Origin of the sequence: Sulfurovum sp. NBC37-1 (assembly GCF_000010345.1) — a bacterium.
Lineage (GTDB): Bacteria > Campylobacterota > Campylobacteria > Campylobacterales > Sulfurovaceae > Sulfurovum.
In genome coordinates this window covers 284,844-306,774 of the sequence record NC_009663.1, presented here as the reverse complement: position 1 = coordinate 306,774, position 21,931 = coordinate 284,844, and the positions used below count along the sequence as shown (strand labels likewise).

22 protein-coding genes are annotated in these 21,931 nt (G+C 43.8%); 2 read left to right on the top strand and 20 right to left on the bottom strand.

All coding sequences use genetic code 11. The features are described 5' to 3' along the window. Window positions 1-31: 31 nt before the first annotated feature. The 9 genes from SUN_RS01580 to SUN_RS01540 form a co-directional block, all read right to left on the bottom strand. Complete coding sequence (locus SUN_RS01580; protein WP_011979996.1) at window positions 32-544, bottom strand: ferredoxin-type protein NapF; 513 nt, start codon at window positions 542-544, stop codon at window positions 32-34. Further along, window positions 544-1,512 carry a nitrate reductase cytochrome c-type subunit gene (locus SUN_RS12895; RefSeq protein ID WP_011979995.1) on the bottom strand — a complete coding sequence of 323 codons (969 nt, stop codon included), beginning with the start codon at window positions 1,510-1,512 and terminating at the stop codon, window positions 544-546. The genes SUN_RS01580 and SUN_RS12895 overlap by 1 nt, the downstream gene beginning before the upstream one ends. 18 nt (window positions 1,513-1,530) lie before the next feature. Next, window positions 1,531-2,334, bottom strand: a complete 804-nt coding sequence (gene napH / locus SUN_RS01570; RefSeq protein ID WP_011979994.1) for a quinol dehydrogenase ferredoxin subunit NapH — start codon at window positions 2,332-2,334, stop codon at window positions 1,531-1,533. Next, window positions 2,334-3,167 (bottom strand): ferredoxin-type protein NapG, encoded by an 834-nt coding sequence (gene napG, locus SUN_RS01565; protein WP_011979993.1) that lies wholly within the window; start codon window positions 3,165-3,167, stop codon window positions 2,334-2,336. Before napG ends, napH begins: the two co-directional genes overlap by 1 nt. A 4-nt stretch (window positions 3,168-3,171) precedes the next feature. Beyond that, entirely contained in the window at window positions 3,172-6,009 is a 2,838-nt protein-coding gene (gene napA, locus SUN_RS01560; protein WP_011979992.1) for a nitrate reductase catalytic subunit NapA, read from the bottom strand. Window positions 6,010-6,328: 319 nt separating this feature from the next. After that, complete coding sequence (locus SUN_RS01555; protein WP_011979991.1) at window positions 6,329-6,637, bottom strand: metal-sulfur cluster assembly factor; 309 nt, start codon at window positions 6,635-6,637, stop codon at window positions 6,329-6,331. A 120-nt stretch (window positions 6,638-6,757) separates the two neighbouring features. Further along, on the bottom strand, window positions 6,758-7,993 hold the full coding sequence (locus tag SUN_RS01550) for a hypothetical protein (protein ID WP_011979990.1): 1,236 nt from the start codon (window positions 7,991-7,993) through the stop codon (window positions 6,758-6,760). A 5-nt stretch (window positions 7,994-7,998) separates the two neighbouring features. Then, a complete protein-coding gene (locus SUN_RS01545) occupies window positions 7,999-8,340 on the bottom strand; it encodes a hypothetical protein (protein ID WP_011979989.1) in 342 nt (113 codons plus the stop codon). Window positions 8,341-8,429: 89 nt separating this feature from the next. After that, on the bottom strand, window positions 8,430-8,996 hold the full coding sequence (locus SUN_RS01540) for a precorrin-2 dehydrogenase/sirohydrochlorin ferrochelatase family protein (protein ID WP_011979988.1): 567 nt from the start codon (window positions 8,994-8,996) through the stop codon (window positions 8,430-8,432). Between the two features lie 163 nt (window positions 8,997-9,159). Between SUN_RS01540 and SUN_RS01535 the strand changes: the two genes are divergently transcribed. Continuing rightward, entirely contained in the window at window positions 9,160-10,110 is a 951-nt protein-coding gene (locus tag SUN_RS01535; protein WP_232501342.1) for a siroheme decarboxylase subunit beta, read from the top strand. Window positions 10,111-10,452: 342 nt separating this feature from the next. On the opposite strand, the gene SUN_RS01525 is transcribed toward SUN_RS01535, so the two are convergent. From SUN_RS01525 to SUN_RS01490, 8 genes are all read right to left on the bottom strand, one after another. After that, window positions 10,453-11,154 (bottom strand): Crp/Fnr family transcriptional regulator, encoded by a 702-nt coding sequence (locus SUN_RS01525; RefSeq protein ID WP_011979986.1) that lies wholly within the window; start codon window positions 11,152-11,154, stop codon window positions 10,453-10,455. 96 nt (window positions 11,155-11,250) lie between these two features. Continuing rightward, entirely contained in the window at window positions 11,251-11,988 is a 738-nt protein-coding gene (cobA, locus tag SUN_RS01520) for a uroporphyrinogen-III C-methyltransferase (RefSeq protein WP_011979985.1), read from the bottom strand. Next, window positions 11,988-13,118, bottom strand: coding sequence for a radical SAM/SPASM domain-containing protein (locus SUN_RS01515; protein WP_011979984.1), 1,131 nt, complete (start codon window positions 13,116-13,118; stop codon window positions 11,988-11,990). Before SUN_RS01515 ends, cobA begins: the two co-directional genes overlap by 1 nt. Beyond that, window positions 13,119-13,442: a c-type cytochrome gene (locus SUN_RS01510; RefSeq protein WP_011979983.1), complete on the bottom strand. Its 324-nt coding sequence runs from the start codon at window positions 13,440-13,442 to the stop codon at window positions 13,119-13,121. A gap of 166 nt (window positions 13,443-13,608) precedes the next feature. Next, the gene (locus SUN_RS01505; protein WP_011979982.1) at window positions 13,609-14,118 is read right to left on the bottom strand and encodes a YcxB family protein; all 510 of its coding nucleotides are present in this window, start codon (window positions 14,116-14,118) and stop codon (window positions 13,609-13,611) included. Continuing rightward, a complete protein-coding gene (locus tag SUN_RS01500; RefSeq protein WP_011979981.1) occupies window positions 14,111-14,716 on the bottom strand; it encodes a hypothetical protein in 606 nt (201 codons plus the stop codon). Before SUN_RS01500 ends, SUN_RS01505 begins: the two co-directional genes overlap by 8 nt. Before the next feature lie 63 nt (window positions 14,717-14,779). Continuing rightward, complete coding sequence (locus tag SUN_RS01495) at window positions 14,780-16,453, bottom strand: cbb3-type cytochrome c oxidase subunit I (protein WP_232501341.1); 1,674 nt, start codon at window positions 16,451-16,453, stop codon at window positions 14,780-14,782. Window positions 16,454-16,461: 8 nt separating this feature from the next. Beyond that, a complete protein-coding gene (locus tag SUN_RS01490) occupies window positions 16,462-17,082 on the bottom strand; it encodes a hypothetical protein (protein WP_011979979.1) in 621 nt (206 codons plus the stop codon). 263 nt (window positions 17,083-17,345) lie between these two features. On the opposite strand from SUN_RS01490, the gene SUN_RS01485 reads away from it, so the two are divergent. Then, entirely contained in the window at window positions 17,346-18,485 is a 1,140-nt protein-coding gene (locus SUN_RS01485; RefSeq protein WP_011979978.1) for a multiheme c-type cytochrome, read from the top strand. A 15-nt stretch (window positions 18,486-18,500) separates the two neighbouring features. On the opposite strand, the gene SUN_RS01480 is transcribed toward SUN_RS01485, so the two are convergent. Genes SUN_RS01480 through SUN_RS12890 form a run of 3 tightly spaced genes read right to left on the bottom strand, consistent with a single transcriptional unit; the run spans window position 18,501 to window position 21,871 of the window. Then, window positions 18,501-19,148: a phosphatase PAP2 family protein gene (locus SUN_RS01480; protein ID WP_011979977.1), complete on the bottom strand. Its 648-nt coding sequence runs from the start codon at window positions 19,146-19,148 to the stop codon at window positions 18,501-18,503. Continuing rightward, complete coding sequence (locus tag SUN_RS01475; RefSeq protein WP_011979976.1) at window positions 19,135-20,037, bottom strand: patatin-like phospholipase family protein; 903 nt, start codon at window positions 20,035-20,037, stop codon at window positions 19,135-19,137. Before SUN_RS01475 ends, SUN_RS01480 begins: the two co-directional genes overlap by 14 nt. Beyond that, a complete protein-coding gene (locus SUN_RS12890; RefSeq protein ID WP_011979975.1) occupies window positions 20,027-21,871 on the bottom strand; it encodes a mechanosensitive ion channel family protein in 1,845 nt (614 codons plus the stop codon). The genes SUN_RS01475 and SUN_RS12890 overlap by 11 nt, the downstream gene beginning before the upstream one ends. Between the last annotated feature and the right edge of the window lie 60 nt (window positions 21,872-21,931).

Genomic DNA, 21,931 nt, shown 5'->3' with positions numbered 1-21,931 from the left:
ATTTCAACTAAACCTCTGTCTGATCCGCTTCCTACTTCAATGCAAACACTTCATAAGAGATCGCCTGTGTCGGGCATCTTGACATGCAAAAACCGCAAGCCGTGCATTTTTCATCATCGATGACTGGATTGAACATTCCGTTGAACAGAATGGCATCATCGATACAGGGTTCTTTACAGGCATGGCAGATGACGCCATGATGTGCTACACAAGCTTCAAGCGATATTTTGAACACAGCGTTGAGCCAGTCAGCTGTACCTTCATTCTCCAGCGAAAGTACACCTGTTTCACAGACTTCGGCACAGGCATCGCAAAAAGTGCAGCCGTTCTCTTTGAATGTGAGTGTCGGCGCACCGTCATCCGCTATAAAAATGATCTTCTCATCACAGGAAGCGACACAGCTTTTGCTTTCGCAAGAGGGACACTCACTCTGAAAAAGAGATTCGTCTTTACCGTAAGGCGGCCTCACCAAAAGAGGAGACTCCTCTTTGGTTTGACGCAGTGGTTTGGTGAAGGATCTAAAAAAATCTCTTCGATTTGCCACTATTTGACACCATCATCCATCATATTGACAAGATTTGAGTGTGTCTTAAACTCATCAGTCAATCCATCAGATTTAAATGTATTTGCAACAGCAGTTTTTACATTTGCCTGCGGTGCATGACACTGAGAACAGTTGAATCTACCCTGATAGAGGTGGTTGAGTTTTTTCACTTTGGCAAGTTTGATATCACCTACGTTACCCATGTCACCCTTTTGGATACCGACTTTTTTACCTTCTTTGACCAATTCACCATTTTTGTAAACAGTTGTAGGCCTGTAGTTAGTGAAGTGAGATGGGGGAATAGGTGTAGCGCCTACGCCTTTTGCCACATCAGGCATATGACATCCAAGACATTGGTTGTTGTCTTTGGTGATCGGCAGCAATCCTTCCACTGAGTGAGGGATCATCGGTGGTGCATTGACATACGCTCTTTCAAACTTTGGAGCAGTTCCAGGAGCCGGTCTGTCTTCTTTTCCTTTAACCGGTGCAACCTTTTCATCAAAAAGTGATGTTTTTCTCAGACCCAATACTGTCTCATCAACTACTTTTTTGTTTCCGAGATCTTCTTTGTCGATTCTCTTGGGATCACATACATCTTTGTTGATGTCGATCACTTTGGCCTGGGCTACTGCCGCTGCCGCTGCATTTTCAGTCGCGACATTTGTCGGTACAGCTGCACCGCCCTTGATGGAAGCAGCGATCGCTTTCATATCGGCATCTGAGAGTGAAGCGACCTGGCCTTTCATAAGACCTTTCATCGCACCACCGTACGTACCGTTCTTGTAGCCTTTGAGCGCTACAAGAATATCTGCTTCACTCATATCTTTTACGACTTTGGACTTACCCATCGCCTTTTTCTCAAAATGCTGTCCGTGGCATCCTGCACATGCTGTCGTACTTGCACTACCATACAGTGCTGAAGCAGCAAGCAGTGAACCCAATGCCATTACCTTGATTACTTTTGTCATTTCTTCTCCTTTAATCATTTACTTTTTTGTAAAACTTCTAATTCCAAATCCCAAAGCATCATCATTGCAGACGTCGATGCAGCGACCGCAGTTGGTGCACTCACCGTCTGTAACTGAAATACTCTCTTTGTTTATCATATGCAAGACCTGATTTTCAGGACATACCACCTTACACTCCATACAGGCTGTACAGGCTTCATGGTCATGTTTGACCCTGATAAGGCTTGTTTTGCCTATGAGCGAATAGGTTGCTCCCAAAGGACACAGGTGTCCGCACCAACCATTCTTGACCCCGAAGAGATCAAAAAGGAATATCGCTATGACCACCGAAATCCCTGCACCAAATCCAAAGATAATACCTCTTTGCATGATGGTAATAGGGCTCAGCGCTTCAAATGCGGCAATACCGACAATAGCCGAGACGATCAAGCCAAGTACCATGATCCAGTAACGTGCGCGTCTTTTAAGGAAACGATAATTCACTTCTTCTTTGTCTAAATTAAGTTTGCGTCTGAGCCAGTTGGCCAGGTCCGTCACCATATTGATGGGACATACCCAGCTGCAAAAAGCCCTGCCGCCTACGATCATATAGAAAAGCGTAATGATCAACGCCCCCAAAAGTACATCTGCTCCCAACACAAAACCTGTAGCTAAAACCTGCAGTGTCGTATAGGGATCAGCCAACGGGATCACACCAAAAAGTAGAGAGGAACCGAATGTACCTTTCAAGATAGTCCAACCATAAGCATTGGCACCAAAGTACAGTACCAAAAGCCCGATCTGTGTTACCCTTCTAAGAAGTAGATATTTTAAATTTTTCATTAATACTCTATCTCCTTATTCAAATAATCCACCGGCGCTTTTTCGCTTCGTTTTGTATGCGTTTCTATCTCTTCTGCTTTTCTGTTTCCTACTCTTTCCTGGTCTTTTTTGTCCCAACCTTTTACATAATGAGCTCCTGCTTTTCCTGTAGAATGCTCCCGCGGTAGTACAAAAATAGCTGGTTTTTCAGTCACACAGGCTTTTTCACACAACCCGCATCCTGTACAGACATCCGAATGGACGACAGGCAGCAAAAATGCATGTTTTCCCGTTCGTTCATTCTTCATATACTCCAGCGATATCGCTTCATCCAGCAAAGGACATGCCCGGTAACAGGCATCGCACTGCAAGCCCCAAAAGGCAATACAGCTCTCTTTATGCACGATGGCCAATCCCATTTGGGCTTTATTGATATCCAGTTCTCCTTTTTTGTCAAGAAGGCTTGGCATATCCAAAGCGCCTGAGGGACAGACCGGAACACAGGGAATATCATCACACATATAACAGGGAACATCCCTTGGTGTAAAGAACGGCGTACCCACCAGTCGGTGGTCGCCCCCTTTTGCCATCTGCAGGGTTCCAGGTCTTTGCTTTCCTGTCTCTTTGTCTATATTACTGTCACGATTATAGCACGCTTCCGCACACATTCCACACTTAATGCACGCATCAAGGAAATCCTTTTCTGCCAATGCACCCGGTGGTCTGAGTACCAGTGGTGATGCTTTTGCTTCATCACAATAGCCACTCCACAACAATCCACCAAGAGCCGTTAAGCCAACGCTTTGAAGGGTCGTTGCCATGAACTTTCGTCTGTTGTTGTCGGAGTTTGCCATTTACTTATGCCTTTGTGATCTTAACTGCACATTTTTTGTAGTCTGTCTGCTTAGACATTGGACATGTCGCATCAAGACATACTTTGTTGATGAAGACTTTCTCATCGAACCAAGGAACGAATACCAAGCCCTGAGGTGGTCTGTTACGACCTCTCGTCTCAATTCTTGCTTTAACCTTACCACGTCTACTTTCAACCCATGCAAGTTCGCCTCTCTTGAGACCTTTTGCTTTGGCATCACCAGGATGCATATAGCAGAGTGCTTCAGGAACCGCACGGAAGAGTTCAGGGACTCTCATGGTCATCGTACCTGAGTGCCAGTGCTCGAGAACACGACCTGTACATAACCATGTATCGTAAGTTTCATCCGGCATTTCCGGTGGATCCATGTATGGTCTTGCAAATATCTTCGCTTTGTTAGGAAGTGCATATTTGCCAAGTTTTTTGTTTGGCCCTTTCAAGTCACCCTGAAGGATCTTTTTCGCCAATGGACCATAGAAAGCGTGTGTTGACTTGCTGCCTGATTTTTTAACTGCTTTTGCCGCATACGGATCGTACTTGACGTTAAATCTCCATTGTGTCTCTTTACCGTCGACAACCGGCCACTTAAGTCCTCTTACTTTATGGTAAACATCGAATGGAGCAAGGTCATGTCCGTGTCCTCTACCGAAGCTTGCATACTCTTCAAAGAGATACTCATGGATCATGAATCCGTAACCTTTGAATACCTTACCATCAGAACCTTTTACATTTCTGCTATCACCAAGACATTCGGAGTTGTCAAACCCTTTTTGAGGGAACTTGGAAGTATCGATTTTGTACGATTTTCCTTTTTTGTTCGCATAAAGGATCTCATACATCGTCGTATCTTCGCTGTATCCCATTTTCTTCGCATCAGCGATAACGTTTGGAAGTTTTTTCTTATTTCTAAGTGTATATCCACCCCAAAGGTCTTTCACTGTAAATCTCTTGGAGAATTCAACCCACTGCCATGTATCTGACATCGCGTCACCTACAGGAAGTACCTGCTGTCTCCAGTGCTGTGTTCTACGCTCAGCGTTTCCATATGCACCCCACTTTTCATAGATCATTGCTGACGGGAGTACAAGGTCGGAAACCATTGCTGAGATACCTGGGTATCCATCTGAAGTAACGATGAAGTTATCCATCTCTCTTGCCGCTTTGATCCAGTGGCTGGCACTTGCTGAATCCTGGTATGCGTTACATACATTGACCCATGCAAATTTTACGACACCATCTTCAATATCTCTGTGGATCTTCATGATGTGCTGGTTACCTACAGGGTTTAATGTACCTGCAGGGATTCCCCATGTTTTTTCAGCATGAGCTCTATGCTTAGGGTTTTTCACCATCATATCTGCAGGCAGTCTGTGACAGAATGTACCGACTTCCCTTGCCGTACCACATGCTGAAGGCTGACCTGTCAACGAGAATGCACCGTTACCTGGCAATGCCTGCTTGTTCAGCAGGAAGTGAACATTGTAGGAAAGTGTATTGACCCAGGTACCTCTGGTGTGCTGGTTCATACCCATTGTCCAGAATGAAACGACTTTTCTGTCTTTTTCAATATAAAGCGCAGCGAGATCTTTGAGTTTTTTCTTGAATGATTCAAGAGACTCGTTAGGATCACCTTTTGCGATCTTAGCCACATAGTCGAGCGTGAACGGTTCAAGCGATTTTTTGTATTCTTCAAAAGAGATCTTCCAATGCTTGAGCGTACCTGCAGTGTTTTTCATCACATCACCCTCTTTGATACCGTATGGTGCCAATGCCGGTGCCTCTTTGGCTGAGATCTTTTTCTCCATCTCTTTATTGATGGTCTGCATCTCAAGAGCGCTGTATTTTCCTGCACTACCGTCTTTTCTGACCGGTGTAATGGATTTTTCGCCTGCTCTTCTCATACCGTAACCGATGTTGAGCGGTCCGGCTGTAAAGACGATGTTCTGCTTGACAAAATCCCAGTCGATCGCTTCAGGATGGTTGTAAACAATCTCATGAGCAATATAGTTCCACAACGCAAGGTCCGTGTTTGGTGAGAAGATAATGTTAAAGTCACCAAGGTCACACGTTCTGTGTGTATAAGTCTGGATGTTAACGACTTTTACTTTGTCAGGATTGGAAAGTTTTCTGTCCGTAACTCTTGACCAGAGGATCGGGTGCATTTCTGCCATGTTGGATCCCCAGGTAACGATAGTATCTGTAATTTCGATATCGTCATAACAACCTGACGGCTCATCGATACCGAATGTCTGGTAGAAGCCGACAACCGCTGATGCCATACAGTGACGTGCATTCGGGTCGATCGCATTTGATCTGAAACCGGCTTTCATCATTTTCTGGGCTGCATACCCTTCCATAACCGTATACTGACCGGATGCAAATACTGCTACACCTTCAGGACCTGAAGCTTTCAGCGCTTTTTTCGCATACTTTTCCATCTCGTCGAATGCTCTTTTCCAAGAGACAGGTCTGAATTTACCATGTTTGTCAAATTCACCCTTGTCGTTCATTCTGAGAAGCGGTGTCTTGAGTCTATCCGCACCATACATAATCTTTGCATTAAAGTAACCCTTAATACAGTTAAGACCTCTGTTCACCGGTGCCGCAGGGTCACCCTTAACCGCTACGATCCTACCACCTTTGGTCGCAAGCATGATACCACAACCCGTACCACAGAAACGACATGCTGCTTTGTCCCATCTCCAATCTTTCTGTGCGTCATTCGCTGCCGCGTTCAGACTGGATGGAACAGCAATTCCCACAGCGCTGGCCGCAGATGCTGCCGCTGCACTTTTTAGAAATTCTCTTCTATTTAAAGCCATATTACTTCCTCCGTAAATTGATTTTTGGTTATACGTCAAAAACCCTCTCAATATCCCTGCTGTCAGAGTTATTAAGAGAGTCTCCACGTACAACTACGTATATAGTTTATCACAGCAGTGTCAATAAAAAAGATGATTTATATCAAGAGAAGTAAATATTGTCATAAATATGACAAATAGGTAACGCTTTAATTTAGAGTAAAATTATCTTAGATAAATTATAAAAATGATATTTGAATTAAGATTAAAATATATTGATGAAATAAGGAGTAAAAGACTCCTATTTGCTCAGGCAAGTGCCTGAAAGCATGCTTACGGTCTACATACCACCCAATGCCTGCTTGACATTATCATGTGCCATAGAGATATTCCATGCCGGCTCCCAGACAACTTCCACTTCCACTTCACCCACATCTTCAATGCGTTCTACCGCCTCTTTGACCCAGGTGGTGATCATCTGATGCAAAGGGCATCCCTGTGTAGAGAGTGTCATGATGACATGAACATTGCAATCCTCATCGATGATCGCATCGTAGATCAGACCCATTTCAACCAGGTTGAACCCTACTTCCGGATCGATGACCGTAGAGATGGCATCGAAAACCGCTTCTTTTGTAATACTGCACATATTTATTCCTTATATTATTTATTGGTGCGTGTACCCCAAGGGCATTTCCGATGGGCATTACGCACCCTACAAAAAATTTATTTCATATTTGAACATGGCGAATAAAACCACCGAAATGGTTTATTTCCCATACGCCAGCATCTTCCGCATCGTAACGAAGAGGAAGATCGCCCCTGCAAAGAGGAAACTGGCACCGCCTTTAAAGAGAATACCATTCTCAAAGAGCAGTCCAAGACCTCCAAGTACAACGCCGGACGCCGTGAACCAGAACATCATCGATGCTCCCTCTTTGGAGTACATTTCATGGAGCATCGGTACTTTCTCTTTTCCCACCAAAGGTGCAAAACGTTCGAACCAGACCAGAAATGGAACGATCTTGTAAAGATGGCCTGTGATCATAGAGGAGATGAACCCCAGCAACAAAAACCATACCGATGCATGCAAGATGCTTTCCTTGCCGCTCATAAAATAAACCAAGCCCAGTACAATTGAAAGTATGAGTGCACCAAAAGCGAATATCATGGACTTTGCCCAGATATCCATCTCTTTACGCACCGTCAGTTTCGCAATAATATAGATCTGCCATATATAAAAGAATATACCCAGCATATTGACAGCATACCCTATGTACATGAACCACTCCTGGGTAAAAAGTGCTCCGGCAAAAACAATCCCGACACCGGTAATGACCAGCTTAAACGCCCTGTTGATCGCTGTTTCTTCAAAACCATGCGCCAGAGAGAACATCGGTATAAGGATCAGGGACAGGCCCATGATGGTTAGGACAACATATCCCCCAATTACAGCATAGACATGGGCTTTGAGCATCAGTGAAACATTGATGCCAAAGTTTCCGCTCAATCCCAGTGCGATGGCAAATCCGGTCAAAATACCCAGCAACAGATAGCCGTTACTCCAGGCAACCGTATCTATCGTTAATGTCCGAATGGTCGTCTTCTTGAGCGTGGCGATATTCTCCACAGCAAAAATGATCATGGCAACGAGTACCAGCAGGCCTCCATAGGGAAGTATCGCCGGCATGAGCCAGAAGCCGAATACCATTAGGGAAGCACCGACCAAAAGCAGAGGGAAAATGACATAATAGACATCTACCACTGCATGCCCTGCTTCAAGGACCACAGGGATCAACTGTGCCATGGCACCGAAGATGATCATCATCACAAAGCCAAGCAGAAAAAGATGTATCCACCCGGCCACATTCATCTGCGCATAACTGAATGTCGGCTCAAAAAAGAGCAGTGCCAGCATGGAGAGCAGATAAAAGACCACGCCATAACTGAAAAAGGGCGAGATCAGTTTCAGCGGTGGCGCAAAATCACTGGAGATAGCTTTCATCTAACCTATCCGTGACAAGCGGCATCATTGAGGTTTGCATTTTCACTCTCTCCCGATTTATAGGAGAAGATCAGTTTGACACGGCCGTCATCCATTTTTTCTGTTTCAATATCGTAATTCTCACCGATCTTGTCAAGCAGTCCCATTGGTTTCTTGTGGTTGATCATAACCACTTTCTTATTGGGTCCATCTATCATTTTGAGTCCCGCCATTGCATTGACCATTGGTTCAGGCGGTCCGCATTTGGATGTATCGAATTCAAAATACTGTGTTTCGCCCATCGTATAGGTAAAGAAAGGCACGGTTGCTCCAGGTACTTCTATAGCTTGTTTATTTAATTCAGACATAATTACTCCTATTTAGTTTTTATCATTTTAATGACTTATATTTAAAATAAGCTTGATTTATATCAAAATTATGTCAAATAATGTCAAAATCATTTGAAATTCTTCCTGAAATATTCTTCCACCAGTTCGTCAAAATATTTCATTCGTTCTTTGCCCTTGGGCATTGTCGAGCGCAAGGCTTTCATTTTTTTAAGAAAATCCCCGACCGAGTCGGGAATGATCTTCTCGAAATGGCGGCGGATATGTTTGGCGAAAGCCGGAGAAGCTCCTCCTGTCGAAAAAGCGATGGTCAGATCATCCTTTTTGACATAGGAGGGAAAGATGAAATCACAATAGTCCGTATTGTCCACGGAATTCACCAGTATCCTGCTGCCCCTTGACTCTTCATAGATCGATTTATGCAGATCCACTGTATCGGTTGCCACAATGACAATGTCGAAACCCTGAATATCCCCCTCTCTGTATGCCCGCTGATAAAGTGTCAGACAGTGGTCTTTGATCAGGCTGTCCGCCTCTACACTGACCTCGGAGGCGATCACTGTGATCTCTTTGGTGAAATCCACCAGTTTTTCAAGTTTTTCGGTAGCAATGGCACCGCCACCTACCACCAGTACCTTGAGGTTCTGCATATCCATGAACATGGGGAAATACGACATTGTGTTCCTTTATGTCAATTGTGTATCATAATTTAACAGAAATTTATCACATTTGCTTTGATATGTATCAATCTTTGCTACACTAGCATTTATTATTACCTTATTGGAGATTTAAATACCTATGCAAGACGAATTACTATACCAGATGCAAAATGCTTTTCCTATGACACAGCGGCCTTTCAAAGAGATCGCAGATATCCTCAATACGACCGAAGAGGAAGTGCTCTCTACCGTACAGAGGCTCAAAGACGAGAAGATCATCCGACAGACTTCCGCCATTTTCGATACCAAACGTCTGGGCTACAAGTCATCACTGGTCGCTTTCAAGGTAGCTGAAGACAATATAGACGAAGCCGCACAGACTATCAATGCCCATCCGGGTGTCAGCCACAATTACCTTAGAAACCATGACTACAACATCTGGTTCACAATGGCCGTTGCACCCGACAGCAAACTCGGACTGGAGAAGACCATCGAGATACTCAAAGAACAGACAGGCGCGGACGATGCCATCATCCTGCCGACCCTGAAAATGTTCAAGATCTCTGTCAAGATGGACACCACAGGAAAACGCGCCAAGAAAGAGAAGGTCAAAAAAGCAGCACATAAAGAGATAGAACTGACACCTCAGCACATAGAAGTCATCAAAGAGCTGCAAAAAGACATTGCTGTTACATCGGAACCCTATAAAGAAGCGACTGAAAAACTTGGTATGGATTATGATGCATTCTTTGCGATCGCCAATGAACTTAAAGAGAGCGGTGTCATGCGCCGTTTCGCCACTATCCTCAACCACAGAAAAGCCGGTTTCGGTGCCAATGCTATGTCCGTGTGGTCCGTACCGGAAGAAAAAGGTGAAGAGATAGGACGACAGATGGCAGAATTCTCAGCCGTCAGCCACTGCTACCTGCGCCCCTCCTACCCCAACTGGCCCTACAACCTCTTTGCCATGGTCCATGCCAAAACCCAGGAAGAATGTGACACGCTTATAGAAGAGATGGCCAAAGAAAGCGGTTTATCCGAATACGGAAAACTCTACTCAACCGTAGAGTTCAAAAAACAGCGTCTGGTTTATTTTGATGATGCGTTTAAAGAGTGGGAGGAGAGCGTTTAGCGTTTATACGCAAAATTGTGACATACTTTATCTGTATTTGTCAAGATTTTTGAAAAAAATCACTCTCATTAAAGCACACGCAGTGTGCCTGTCTCTGCGAACGACCTTGTACCCCTCTTACGCTTTAGCGACAGAGGTATCGCCATTTAGTGTCAGAAAAGCGAAGCGATTGTCCTCGTTCCTGCGGGATTTCATCGAGAGATACGACGATTTTTTTGCTTCGTTTTTTTCTAAAAAAAATGAAGAGAAGAACAACACCTCAATTACAATAACAGGGGAATTCGACAAACGAAATAGATCTATAAAAGATAGATTCCGGATCAAGCCCGGAATGACGTACATTTAATCCTTATACCCTATCTGCTCTTTAAAATGCGCGATACAATTCGTACAGTCCTTGATCGTATTGGTCTCGACGATGTTGTAAAGCGCCTCTTCATTCAAAATGATGATCTTCTGGTTCTTCACTGTGATGATCCCCTCCTTCTTGAACTTGGTCAGAATACGCGAAAATGTCTCCGGCGTCAGATTGAGCATCGAGGCGATCTCGTTGTTCTTGAGACGCTGAAAAAGAGGAAGTTTCTGTGTCATAAGATCAGCTACTTTCGCTTCGGAAGAGAGGACGGTCTCTTTGTGTACCAGGGCGGAAAGCAGTGCGACTTTTCCGGTAAGAGACTTGATGATCTCCAGGGAAAAACCTGGATTGTCAAGATGTTTGTAGACGAAATCAAAAGGCAGAAGTCCCATCACACCATCTGTAAGGAATTCGCATGTAGCGGGGAAAGGCTGATTCTCAAAACAGGCATACTCGCCTATCATTGCCGGTGCAGCAAGACGGTTGATCTGAATCTGCGTACCTTTGGGAGTGGTTTTGTAGAGTTTGATGTTGCCATCAAGCAGAATATGCAGGTATTTACTTTCATCTCCCTCATAAAAAACAATACTGTCTTTAGCATACTGTTTTATATGGGTCTGATCGTAAAGCTCTTTGAGATATGTCCCCGTCAGTGCCGAAAACATAGGAATCTCTTCAAGTTTATACATCTTAATACCTCTTTCATGTCTCTAAAGAGGGTACTATACTGTAAAAAAGATAAATATTCTCCTATATAACTGCGGATAAGCAGAGGAATCCGTGTTTTACTCCTGTTCGAACCAGGAAAGCTGCTCTCTAAGCTTTACCACTTCACCGACGACGATCAAACCAGGCGTCGGCAGGTCCTTCGCTTTAGCATAGATCGTTTCCAAGGTTCCTACCACCGTCTTCTCATCAGGCGTGGTCCCCTTACTGATGACCGCTACAGGATAGTCTTCTGGTTTTCCGATCTCAATGAGTTTTTTGCAAATATATTTGAGACGGTGCAGCCCCATCAGAAAAATGATCGTATCATCACTCTTGTAATTCTCCCAGGGGATCTGAGACTGGTCTTTGTTCTTCGACTCATGGCCTGTTACTACTCTGAAAGAGACCGTGATACCGCGATGTGTCACGGGGATGCCGGCATATTCCGGTACCGCGATCGCCGAGGTGATCCCGGGGATGAACTCGAACTCTATACCGCGTTCTCTCAGGTAGATCGCCTCTTCACCACCGCGTCCGAAGACCAGGGGGTCACCCCCTTTGAGACGGACCACTTTCTTGTATTTCAGTGCAGACTGGTAGATCACTTCATTGATCTCTTCCTGCGGCAGCGTATGATGCGAATCCTCTTTACCTACATAAATGAACTCACACCCCTCTTTCGTCTGCAAGAGAATATCGGGATTGGCCAGTCTGTCATAGATGATTACATCAGCCTGTTCTACCGCACGCAGTGCTTTGACCGTCAAAAGATCGATATCTCCCGGCCCTGCCCCTGTCAAATAAACTTTACCCATTAATTATTTCCTTTAATTTGTTCTTCCGTTAAATAGCATGATGGATCTTCCGCCCACATATCACCGTAGATCGCATAGGCACGGCTTCTTGAACCGCCGTTACAGATATTCAGGTATTGACATTCTACACATTTTCCGCCAAGCTCTCTCGGGTGCACACGCAACTTCTGCAGCAGTTCGGTCGGCTCGTTCGTCCAGATATCCGAAAAATCCTGTGTCAGGATATTGCCTATCTTCACAGGGAAGAAAGGGTCAGGCTTCACAAAACCTTCGGAATCAATGTTGAGCAGTTTTCTTCCCGCAGAGTTTCCACCCCATTCAATGAGCCTTCTCTTCATCTCTTCGGCATATTCAGGATACTTTTTTTCAAATCTGTCATAGAAGAGGATCGCATCCATTTCCATGTTACCCGTAACGATCTCTATATCTCTGCCGCTCTCATGATATTCGAACGCTTTGTCCAGAATGTAGTTGACCGCTGTGATACGCTGCTCTTTGCTCAGGTCCATCTCCAGGTTCTCCAGCCCGCGTCCGCTGTAGACCAGGTGCGAGATGTAGACTTTGGGGATATTATGCTCTTCAGCCAGTTCGAAAATGAACTGCAGGTCATCATAGGTATCTTTGGTGATCGTAAAACGGATACCTACTTTGGTCTTTCCAAAACTGTTGAGCAGGTCGACCGCTTTCATCGACTCGACGAAGGAGCCCTTGAGCCCCCTGAAAGCATCATGCACTTCGGGACTTCCGTCTATGCTGATACCGATATAGTCAAAGGTATCAAGGATCTTCTCGGCATTGCTCTTTTTGACATACAGACCGTTCGTAGAGAGGTAGGTCACGATACCCAGTTCCTTGCAGCGCGCCGCAATGTCGAACAGGTCTTTCCTCGTCAGTGGTTCACCACCCGAAAAAATGAGGAACTTCACTCCATTGGCTTTGAGCTTTGGCAGTGTCTCCATAATGTTCTCGGTCGTAAGTGTGTCCACGGCATCGAGGTCCGCTTTGGAGTAACAGTGCAGACAGGAGAGGTTGCATCGGTTGGTAAAGTTCCAGATGGCAATGCTTCCGTCCAGTACCCTTGCAGGTTTGCCTGCCGTGACCGATTTAAGCAGGTTCGATAGTCTAAACATTTATTTGCTCTCTTTGCTTTTGGGTTTGAATGACAATATATACGAAGTGATCGCTTTGAGTTCTTCCGGTTTCAGAGTAAATGCAGGCATAGCATTTCTTTTATAGCCGAAGAGCTTTGAAACAGAAGCAGGATCAGCGATCATCCCCTGTATCTCTTCTGCCGTTCTTTTGGATGCAATCTCGGCAAAAGGCGGTCCGAATGCTACGGCTGTCTGATGATGACACCCCCAACAATAGGTTTCAAATACCTTTTTCCCGCTCTCTGCCGATAACGGTATCCAACATGTCAAGATAATAAAAAAAGCTACTACAATCTTCTTCATATGGTCTGTCCTTAATGTAATAGAAGATGATAACAATTTTTTTATATTTAAAAGTTGATTTGGCACAAGAAAGTGTTAATTATTGTTGTCTTCATCCATTACGAAGCCTACAACAAGTAATCCGACAACAAAGAGTATGACAAGCCCTATGTAAAAATACTCCATTTTATGAATCCAATAGTTTATGATGCTCTCTTGCCATCTTTTTAAATCGGCTTTTATCTTCCAGGGTGGAAAAACCGTTTACAGGAATATAGTGGAAGTGGGGATATTTGTATACAATGAAATTATCTTCCAATACTACCACTTCATCCACCTCATCCCAGGACCACTCTGTTTTACCTTCGTGATTTTTAATGATAAAGCCTTCATCATTGACTTCCATATGGATGGTTTTGTTTCTGAATGAAGAAGTTTCAAAAAATTTCATTGCACGTTTTTTAGCAATTATTTTTTTTCCGTAATACCAGTACAACAGTATGATCGTTGAGAAAAGCAAAAGTTCAAAAGCACCTTTTTTCAGTGCAAAGACTACACCAAACTGCATAAGTGCAATAAAGAACCATCCTACATAACGCTTTGCCGAATGGTTGAACTGATATTTGTAGGACTCCTCAAAAAGTCTTTGGACATTCTCTTTGTCCCAAACATAAGATATCTTTACAGGTTTAGACATGTTCTTCGCCCTTGTCAATGATCAGATCAGATTTTTCAATACAACCTTGTCTTTCCATGTCAACTATCAGTTCCAGTGTCTTTTTATAGAGTTTTTCAAACTTTTCATTATTGAGGGCATATTTTTTCTGCTCTTTTTTTGCATACCACCATGCCACTGCAATACTACTTGCAAAAATACTGTAAATGAGTATCTGCCACTCTTTGAGATCCATAAGCACGATAAAATACTGCACGGAGAAGAGCACAAAGAACTCTATGGAAAAGATGATGACCAGTGTTGAACTCTGTTCAAAATCAAGTGTATACTTCTCTATTTCTCGCAGCATTTCAAGGTTTTCATTCACCTCTTTGGCTGCTTTGTGACAGGCACTGTCAACTTTGGAAAGATCTATATCTCTTAAATGAATATTACTTAAATTGTATTCGACATTGATCTGCTTATAATCCTCAAGTATTTGAGGGTTCGTTTGCATGATCTCTATGATTTCGTCTTCACTTACATTGGATTTTCCTGCAATTTTCTGCACATCCTGTAAAACCAAATCATACAAACCAATGGTTTTGATCTCTAATGCAACTCGAGGTAAGTGTGTCAAAGGGTTCCTTTTATTCATATGTGTGCTGTAGGTTCAACTTTATTGAACCTACTAATTTTCTGTTTACTGTGCAAACGCAGGATCATCCGCCGGTTCGATCTCCTGATCGATCCCATAAGAAGCTGTCGGGTCTTTTGCCGGCATAAAGATACCTATAAGCCCTTTGAGTCCTACAGACATAATAATGTTTAACAAAAACAGTGCCCATGCGATCAGAAGCATACTTCCACAGATCGCAGCCAGAATCATCCAGGTATCGAACTCTCCGTTTACATAAAGGTGTCGTCTCAGCATACCGTCAAGTCCGGCCATTCCCATAAATGCTCCCATACCGATACCACCGATGAGATGTAGCCAGAAATGTGCACTCGATAATTTATGCGAATAGAGCTTCGTGTTATTTGTCACTATCGGCCAGAGCACATAGACTGCTGAATAAAGTGTCATATAAAGACCGACAATCAGGGCAATATGCACGTGTGCACCAATGATCCACTGTGTATTGTGAAGGACACGGTTCATCCCCATATCTGCCTGAATGATTGCAGCGGGAACAGCCAAACCAAATCCAACCAGACCACCAAGAAGGTACTTGAGCTCAAATGTCATCTTGAGCGGTCTTGCTTTCCATAGCGTTACCAACGTAATGAAGAGTGCCAGTCCCTGAGTCAACAGTTCAAAGGCTGTGACCATTTCACCTGAAACAAGCTTCATCATCTCCGGCTGTCCTTGGTCTGCCAAAAGGTGGTGAGACCATACCATCCACGAAACAAGCAGTTCAAGCATCAATGCCGCTCTTGCCACGTTCTCCATAAAGAGTTTCTGCCCTGTGATCAAAGTCGCAAGCAAATACCAGGAACCCGCCACATAGATGAGTACCAGTCCGTCTGCGACAAGGTCAAGTCCCCACCAGAAGTAGTTTTTGTACAGCAATGCATCTACGGAGGCGACACTTAAAGGGTTGCCGCTGGCATCGAAAATCAAATAGACAAGCACCAGTATACCTGCACTCAAAATAACGATCGCATCCAGGAAAGTATCGACTGTACCACGGAAGATAGCCACAACCGGAAGTGCCAATGCCGGCTCTTTTGAGTAAGGTGGTCTGCCTGTAAGCTTGTGCCAAAGGTTAAGCATACCGTCGATACCAAAACCTGATATCAGCAGCTCTTTGGTTGTTTTGTCTTTGTGTACACCAACCCTTGCAAATATCGTTGCATAGATATTATAAATGAAACCGAGTGTTCCTATCATGATCAATGCCACACCGATAATAAAGACAATCCCACCAGTGACCTGGAACTGGGCAGTATCGGCAGGAAGCGGCCAGTAAAGTGTATAAAGAGGAGCATACTGCCAGACAAATGCAGCGATCCACGCCAGTGCCGTACCCACTGTGATCAGCAACCATACATAGTTGGCGAGTTTTACACTATAGAGTGGTTTTTTCGTTAAATAGGGTACAAGGAACATAAAGGCCCCAAATACCAGCTGATAGGTCGAACCGAATATCCCGACGATCGGATGTACTGTCATAATGGAAAAATAGTGATCAGGATGGGAGAACATATCCGGTATAGGTGCTCCGGGTCCTACCTGTACCATACGCATGATCATCCCCTCAATTGCTACCAGCCCATAAAAAAGGAAACTCATTACCACGGCTCTGAGTGTCACTTTCTGCAGTGCGTTCAGACTATCCGGATCAAAATTGGTTCCACTCACTAAGTTTTTCATAAAACTCATTATTTTTTCCCTCCTTCTTCTTTACATCCGACAACTTCAACGAAGTTTTTGACGAACATCAAATCTTTCCCCGAATGTTCATCATAAGCATCCGGTCCTGAATACTCTGTAGAGATCACATCAAAAACACCGTTATGATTAAATGTCCACAAAATATCGTTTGGTTCCAAAATACCGTTTACATCTGTTCCCGGATTTACCTGCATCTGCATGACCATTGAACCATCTTGTCTAAAAAGTCCAAAACCATACACAAGGTCACGGCTCCGCACATTAAACTCGATGGTCTGACCGCACTGCACCGTAACTTTCTTTGGCATATTGACCCACTTGTGGTCTTCTATCTCAAACGTATATGTCGCATCGGGCGTGATTTCATGCCTTGTAATATCCTGGGAGACCCATGGAATTGTATTGTACGTGAAAATATGGTGTCCTACCCCCATCGCTACCAAAAATCCGATATAGGTATAAAACGGTATACGGACAATCGATTTTACTTTCTCTTTTCGTGTCAGGTTGTACCCGAACCATGCAATCACTGAGATGATCAGTGCCGAATAGACACTGTAGGCAAACCAGTGGAACGACAATAACTCTGCCGAGTTTGAAAATGTCATCTTTTTCTCCTTCTTTTTTTGTAATGCATATTATAGTCGAGACTTATAGTAAGAAATTGATTTAAATCAAGTAGATAGGCAGTATATTGATTAATATTTAAACAGTATTAAGATGTTTTTATAAACTTTTTTTGATGAATGATTAATAAATAAACATTATGCCTTTTAAGCATAAAAATAAGTTTGATTTATATCAAGATAAAATAACTCCGATTTAAATACAATTCCTGACTTATAATAATAATTAAAACAAGGACTTATTTATGACAAAACTTTTTACTTTCCTGTTACTTTTTCTATTAAGTACGCAAAGCTATGCTGCATTGGAAAACACCACCTGCAAAAAATGCCATCCCATCATTACCGAGGAGTACCAAAGCTCCATGCACAGCAGGGCATCCATCTTCAAGGACCCTGTACACAAGGCTGTATGGGACAAACATCCGGATAAAGCAAAAGGGAATTATAAATGTGCCAAGTGCCATACTCCTTCCGATCATGCACTGATGGCAGGCAAAACCAAACTGACCGACAATGCTGTACAGGAGAACGAACCGATCTCCTGTCAGCAGTGCCACAGGATACAAAGCATAGAAAAACATGCCAAAGCGAACAAAAATGTCATGAGTAAAAAAGAAAAATACTTCTTCTCAGCCGATCCAAAAAGAAAAGGCAAAGAGATAGAATTCAAAGAGGAAAGCTCTCTCTTCGGCCTGATGACAAAAACTGTCGGTTCCCCTTACCACAAAATAGACTACGGCAATGAGAATTTCTATAACGGCAATGTCTGCATGGGGTGTCACTCGCACAAACAGAACGGCAAAGGCTTTACTGTCTGTGACCTTGAAGTGAAACAGAACGATTCCAAAGAGACCTGCATCACCTGCCATATGCCCAAGGTCAAAGGGACCTTCGTCAATCTGAAAGACAGCAAGACCCATGCATTCCATGGCGTGAACATCCACAAAATTACACCGGAACTGCTTTCAAAATACATAAAACTTTCTCTGAACAAAGAAGCAAATGGATTCAGTGTCACTGTAAAGAATGAAGCTACACATACCCTCTTCCCCCAACCACTCAGGCTGAATCAGTTGAGAATCAACATAGAAAGGGACGGAAAGACCATCGAGCTCAAACCGGTAAACTTTATGAGGGTCATAGGCACAAACGGTAAACCTTCCATGCCGTGGCTTGCGACGGAAGTGCTGAAAGACACGACCATCAAGGCGCATGAAACACGCAAGGTGACATTCGATACTGCCTTGCAGAAAGGTGACAGTGTCGTTGTGAAATTCGGATACTACATTGCCAATCCGAAAGCGGCCAAGAAGCTGGGTATCCAGGACCCAAGTGCCACCAAATTCATCATATTGACCAAAAAACGGTTTGATATAGACTAATTGATCTTCTCCTTTTTACTTCCGTACACTGTACGGGGGATAGACCATCGTACTGAGTGTCACCCAGAAAAGCCCCAGAGACAATCCTGCGATCACATCGGAGAACCAGTGTACGTTCAGATAGACCCGGGTAAAAGCTATCATCACCGGCCAGAGTATGCATAGCAGTAGAAGCAGCGCTCGCGGCACTCCTGCATCGATCCTCTTTACGAAAACAACATAGAGTGCCAATGCCAGCACGGTCGCCATGGTCGTATGTCCCGAAGGGAAAGAGTAGGTTGCAAGCTCGAAAAGACTTGTATCCGGACGGGCACGCCGCACGGTGAATTTAAACAGATTGAAAAGCAGTGTGGCACCGAGGAAAGAGAATAGGAAAAAGCGAAGATCCCCGTACCGTTTTTTATACCAGAGAAAAGTACTGATCAGTACAAAAAGGATAGTGCTTGCGACCACACCATTCAGGTCGGTCAGAAAGACAATCATTTTCGTCCCTGTTTCCGTGTGGAGTTCCGATACATGCAGACTGACCCATTCATCCACTTTCAGCATTGGTCCGTCGGTCAGTACATTCACAAACATAAGCAAAAAGACCACAAGCCCTGCCACAGAAAAGAAAACACTCCGGGGATGTGCTTTAAGAAGATCTCTTTTATACCGTTTCATCCCGATTCTCTTCCAAGTGTTCCCGTGCGATCAGCCTGCCAAGCTCTATCAGCTCGTATGCTTTGTTGAATTCGTAAAAACCGCAGGCATTGTTCGGCACACCGATGATCATATCGGGAGCATACCCTGCCATTTTACTTTCCATAATGGCATGCTGCATAATGTCAATCGTACGTCCCATTATGTCGAACATATCCATCTCATCAAACCTGTCGGTTTTCTCTCTGGCGAATAACTCTTCCGCCTTTTTTGCCATTTGAAAAAAGACCTCCTGCATACCGCTTGCTTTCTCCTGCTCTTTCCTGGGAACATCTATCTGATATTTTTTGGAGATATTGGCGGAGAGGTTCACGGCAATGGTCAGCTGTGTATCATCCGCTATCGTAGGGGCGATGGGCAGAGGGTTGAGCACACCGCCGTCTATGAGGTAGCGCTCACCGATCTTCTTTGGCGTGAAGATCGTCGGAATGGCGATGGAAGCCCGAATGGCATCGATAAGCTTTCCTTTCTGCAGCCAGACCTCTTTCTGCCGGAGAAGATCCGTCGCTACTGCGGTGAAAGGTATGGGAAGCTCTTCTATATATACATCACCTACCATCTCATTGATCACGTCGAATACCTTCTCACCCTGTATGATACCTGTCCCCGTAAACGAGAAATCGACCAGCTTTGCCACATCGATCAGATCAAGCCCCAAAACCCACTCTTTGTAGGCATCCAGCTTGCCGCAGGCATACAGGCCGCCGATGAGCGCCCCCATGGAGGAACCCGAGACCGACCTGATATCATAGCCGTGTTTCAACAGTTCTTCTATGACACCGATATGCGCATACCCTCTTGCCCCGCCGCTTCCGAGTACCAGCGAAATGGTTTTTGTTTTATTTTTCATCGATAGGCTCCTTTGCCGGAATATCGAGTTCCATCGGAAATACAATTTCCTTGTCAATGCTTCGTATATGCAGATCTCTTTGCGGAAATGGAATTTCTATATTGTTCTCATATAATGCATTATAGATGAGTATCAGAAAGCGGGACATGGTCCGTTTCGGATAGAGGATCTCCTTGCCTTTGATCCAGACAAGCAGTTCGAAATTGACACTGCTGTCACCCATTTCAGTCATCACAACACGTGTAATACGGCGTCTTGAAGTATAAATATCTTTAAAGCCACTCTTTTTAACCGCTTCAAGAACAACACGGATAACTGTTTCCGGTTTGGTGCCGTATCTGACACCAAATGGGACTTCAATACGTCTTATGTCATCCTCCATCGTCCAGTTGACAACATTGTTTTGAATAAAATTCTGGTTGGGTATGATCACATCGATGTTGGAATTGGTCTTGATAGTGGTAGCACGCATGCGAATGTCCGTCACATGGCCTTTGAGATTTTCATCAAGCTGAACATAATCACCGATCTTAATGCTTTCTTCAAACATTAAAATAAGACCGGATACTGAATTTGAAACAATATTCTGCAAACCAAACCCGATACCTACAGAGAGTGCTCCGGCAACAATGGCCAGGGAAGAGAGGTTGATGCCCAACACTTTTAATGCACCCAGAAATGTGATGACGATGATGATGTAGTATCCGAGATTTGAAAGTATCATTCTTGAGGAGTTGGCTAAGGTACTGCTGTCATCCTCTTCCGGATTTTTATGCAGGGTATATTTAAAAAATTTTCCGATCAAAAAACCGATGACAAGCACCAGCAGCACAAGCACTATTTTAAAAATACTGATCGGTGTCTCATTGATCTTAAAAAGAGGCTTTGCAAGCAACTTCCGGGCTGAATCTGCCGTGTACTTGACATCCTGTACGGTTGAACCACTAATCGTATTTACAATGCCGAGGTATTCTTTTTCCATCTCTTTAAGCAACTTTTTCAAAGCATGCTTTTCCTCAGCATCATTTGTGTACACCAAGATCTCTTTTTCCCATTTAAAGGCTGTTTGATCTTTTTTGTGTAAAGCATCGCAAAAGAGCATAAAATCTGTTGCAGCAATCACTTTGGAAATTTCAGTATAAATATTTTGCTCTTCTGTTTGCTGCCTGGCTAACTGCTCCAGCTGATCCACATTGCCAAGCAATGTCAGACGCTCTTTTTTTGTCTGCAGTGATTTAAGTATCTTTTTCTGAAAGATAAGATATTGCAACAGCTTTTCCTGATTGTCTGCTAAAAGCTTTTGATTCAAAAGCAATGTCTTTGGCATCCGATGAAACAATGTGCTTAACTCTTTTTCCTGATCGCCGAGGATCTTGATCTGCTGCTGTACTGATCGATTGTTTTTTACATAGAGCGCATATTGCAGCTGATAGGTCAACAGTGAAGCATCCTTGGCAGGCATCTCTTCTATTTGTTTTTTCAAAGTTGCCATTTTATTAAGAAGAGACTTTTGCTGCTGCTCCAGTTCTACTTTCTTTGACAGGTTCTCAATCCAGCTGGTAAACAGTGTCCTTGCCTCTTTTTCATCCTTGGGCAGCACATAAGTCGTTGTGTTTTGGGGTATATTTTCCTGAAAGTTGATCAATTTTTTCAGCAGGGTCTCCTGCAGAAGTATTTCATCATTTTTGGGTTCTGTTTGTTTAAGCCTGTCCTGCAGTTGGGCATAAATCGTTTTATCACCTGAGATCAGCGAAGTATTAAGGTCGGCTGCCTGCAGCAGGTTGTGTGCAAGCAGACAGAGAAACAAGAGCTTCAATAAACGATGTAAAAACATTGCATTCCTTTGGTAAATATGTCTGCCGTCTATCTATAATAATAGCATAACGGTTCTGTT

Coding starts and splice junctions, on each gene's coding strand:
- SUN_RS01515 (WP_011979984.1), bottom strand. CDS start 13,118: ATGTTTAGACTATCGAACCTGCTTAAATCGGTCACGGCAGGCAAACCT.
- SUN_RS01485 (WP_011979978.1), top strand. CDS start 17,346: ATGACAAAACTTTTTACTTTCCTGTTACTTTTTCTATTAAGTACGCAA.
- napG (WP_011979993.1), bottom strand. CDS start 3,167: ATGGCAAACTCCGACAACAACAGACGAAAGTTCATGGCAACGACCCTT.
- SUN_RS01540 (WP_011979988.1), bottom strand. CDS start 8,996: ATGTCGTATTTCCCCATGTTCATGGATATGCAGAACCTCAAGGTACTG.
- SUN_RS01555 (WP_011979991.1), bottom strand. CDS start 6,637: ATGTGCAGTATTACAAAAGAAGCGGTTTTCGATGCCATCTCTACGGTC.
- SUN_RS01525 (WP_011979986.1), bottom strand. CDS start 11,154: ATGTATAAACTTGAAGAGATTCCTATGTTTTCGGCACTGACGGGGACA.
- SUN_RS01545 (WP_011979989.1), bottom strand. CDS start 8,340: ATGTCTGAATTAAATAAACAAGCTATAGAAGTACCTGGAGCAACCGTG.
- SUN_RS01550 (WP_011979990.1), bottom strand. CDS start 7,993: ATGAAAGCTATCTCCAGTGATTTTGCGCCACCGCTGAAACTGATCTCG.
- SUN_RS01490 (WP_011979979.1), bottom strand. CDS start 17,082: ATGACATTTTCAAACTCGGCAGAGTTATTGTCGTTCCACTGGTTTGCC.
- napA (WP_011979992.1), bottom strand. CDS start 6,009: ATGGCTTTAAATAGAAGAGAATTTCTAAAAAGTGCAGCGGCAGCATCT.
- SUN_RS12890 (WP_011979975.1), bottom strand. CDS start 21,871: ATGTTTTTACATCGTTTATTGAAGCTCTTGTTTCTCTGTCTGCTTGCA.
- SUN_RS01505 (WP_011979982.1), bottom strand. CDS start 14,118: ATGTCTAAACCTGTAAAGATATCTTATGTTTGGGACAAAGAGAATGTC.
- SUN_RS01535 (WP_232501342.1), top strand. CDS start 9,160: ATGACACAGCGGCCTTTCAAAGAGATCGCAGATATCCTCAATACGACC.
- SUN_RS01510 (WP_011979983.1), bottom strand. CDS start 13,442: ATGAAGAAGATTGTAGTAGCTTTTTTTATTATCTTGACATGTTGGATA.
- napH (WP_011979994.1), bottom strand. CDS start 2,334: ATGAAAAATTTAAAATATCTACTTCTTAGAAGGGTAACACAGATCGGG.
- SUN_RS12895 (WP_011979995.1), bottom strand. CDS start 1,512: ATGACAAAAGTAATCAAGGTAATGGCATTGGGTTCACTGCTTGCTGCT.
- cobA (WP_011979985.1), bottom strand. CDS start 11,988: ATGGGTAAAGTTTATTTGACAGGGGCAGGGCCGGGAGATATCGATCTT.
- SUN_RS01475 (WP_011979976.1), bottom strand. CDS start 20,037: ATGAAAAATAAAACAAAAACCATTTCGCTGGTACTCGGAAGCGGCGGG.
- SUN_RS01480 (WP_011979977.1), bottom strand. CDS start 19,148: ATGAAACGGTATAAAAGAGATCTTCTTAAAGCACATCCCCGGAGTGTT.
- SUN_RS01495 (WP_232501341.1), bottom strand. CDS start 16,453: ATGAAAAACTTAGTGAGTGGAACCAATTTTGATCCGGATAGTCTGAAC.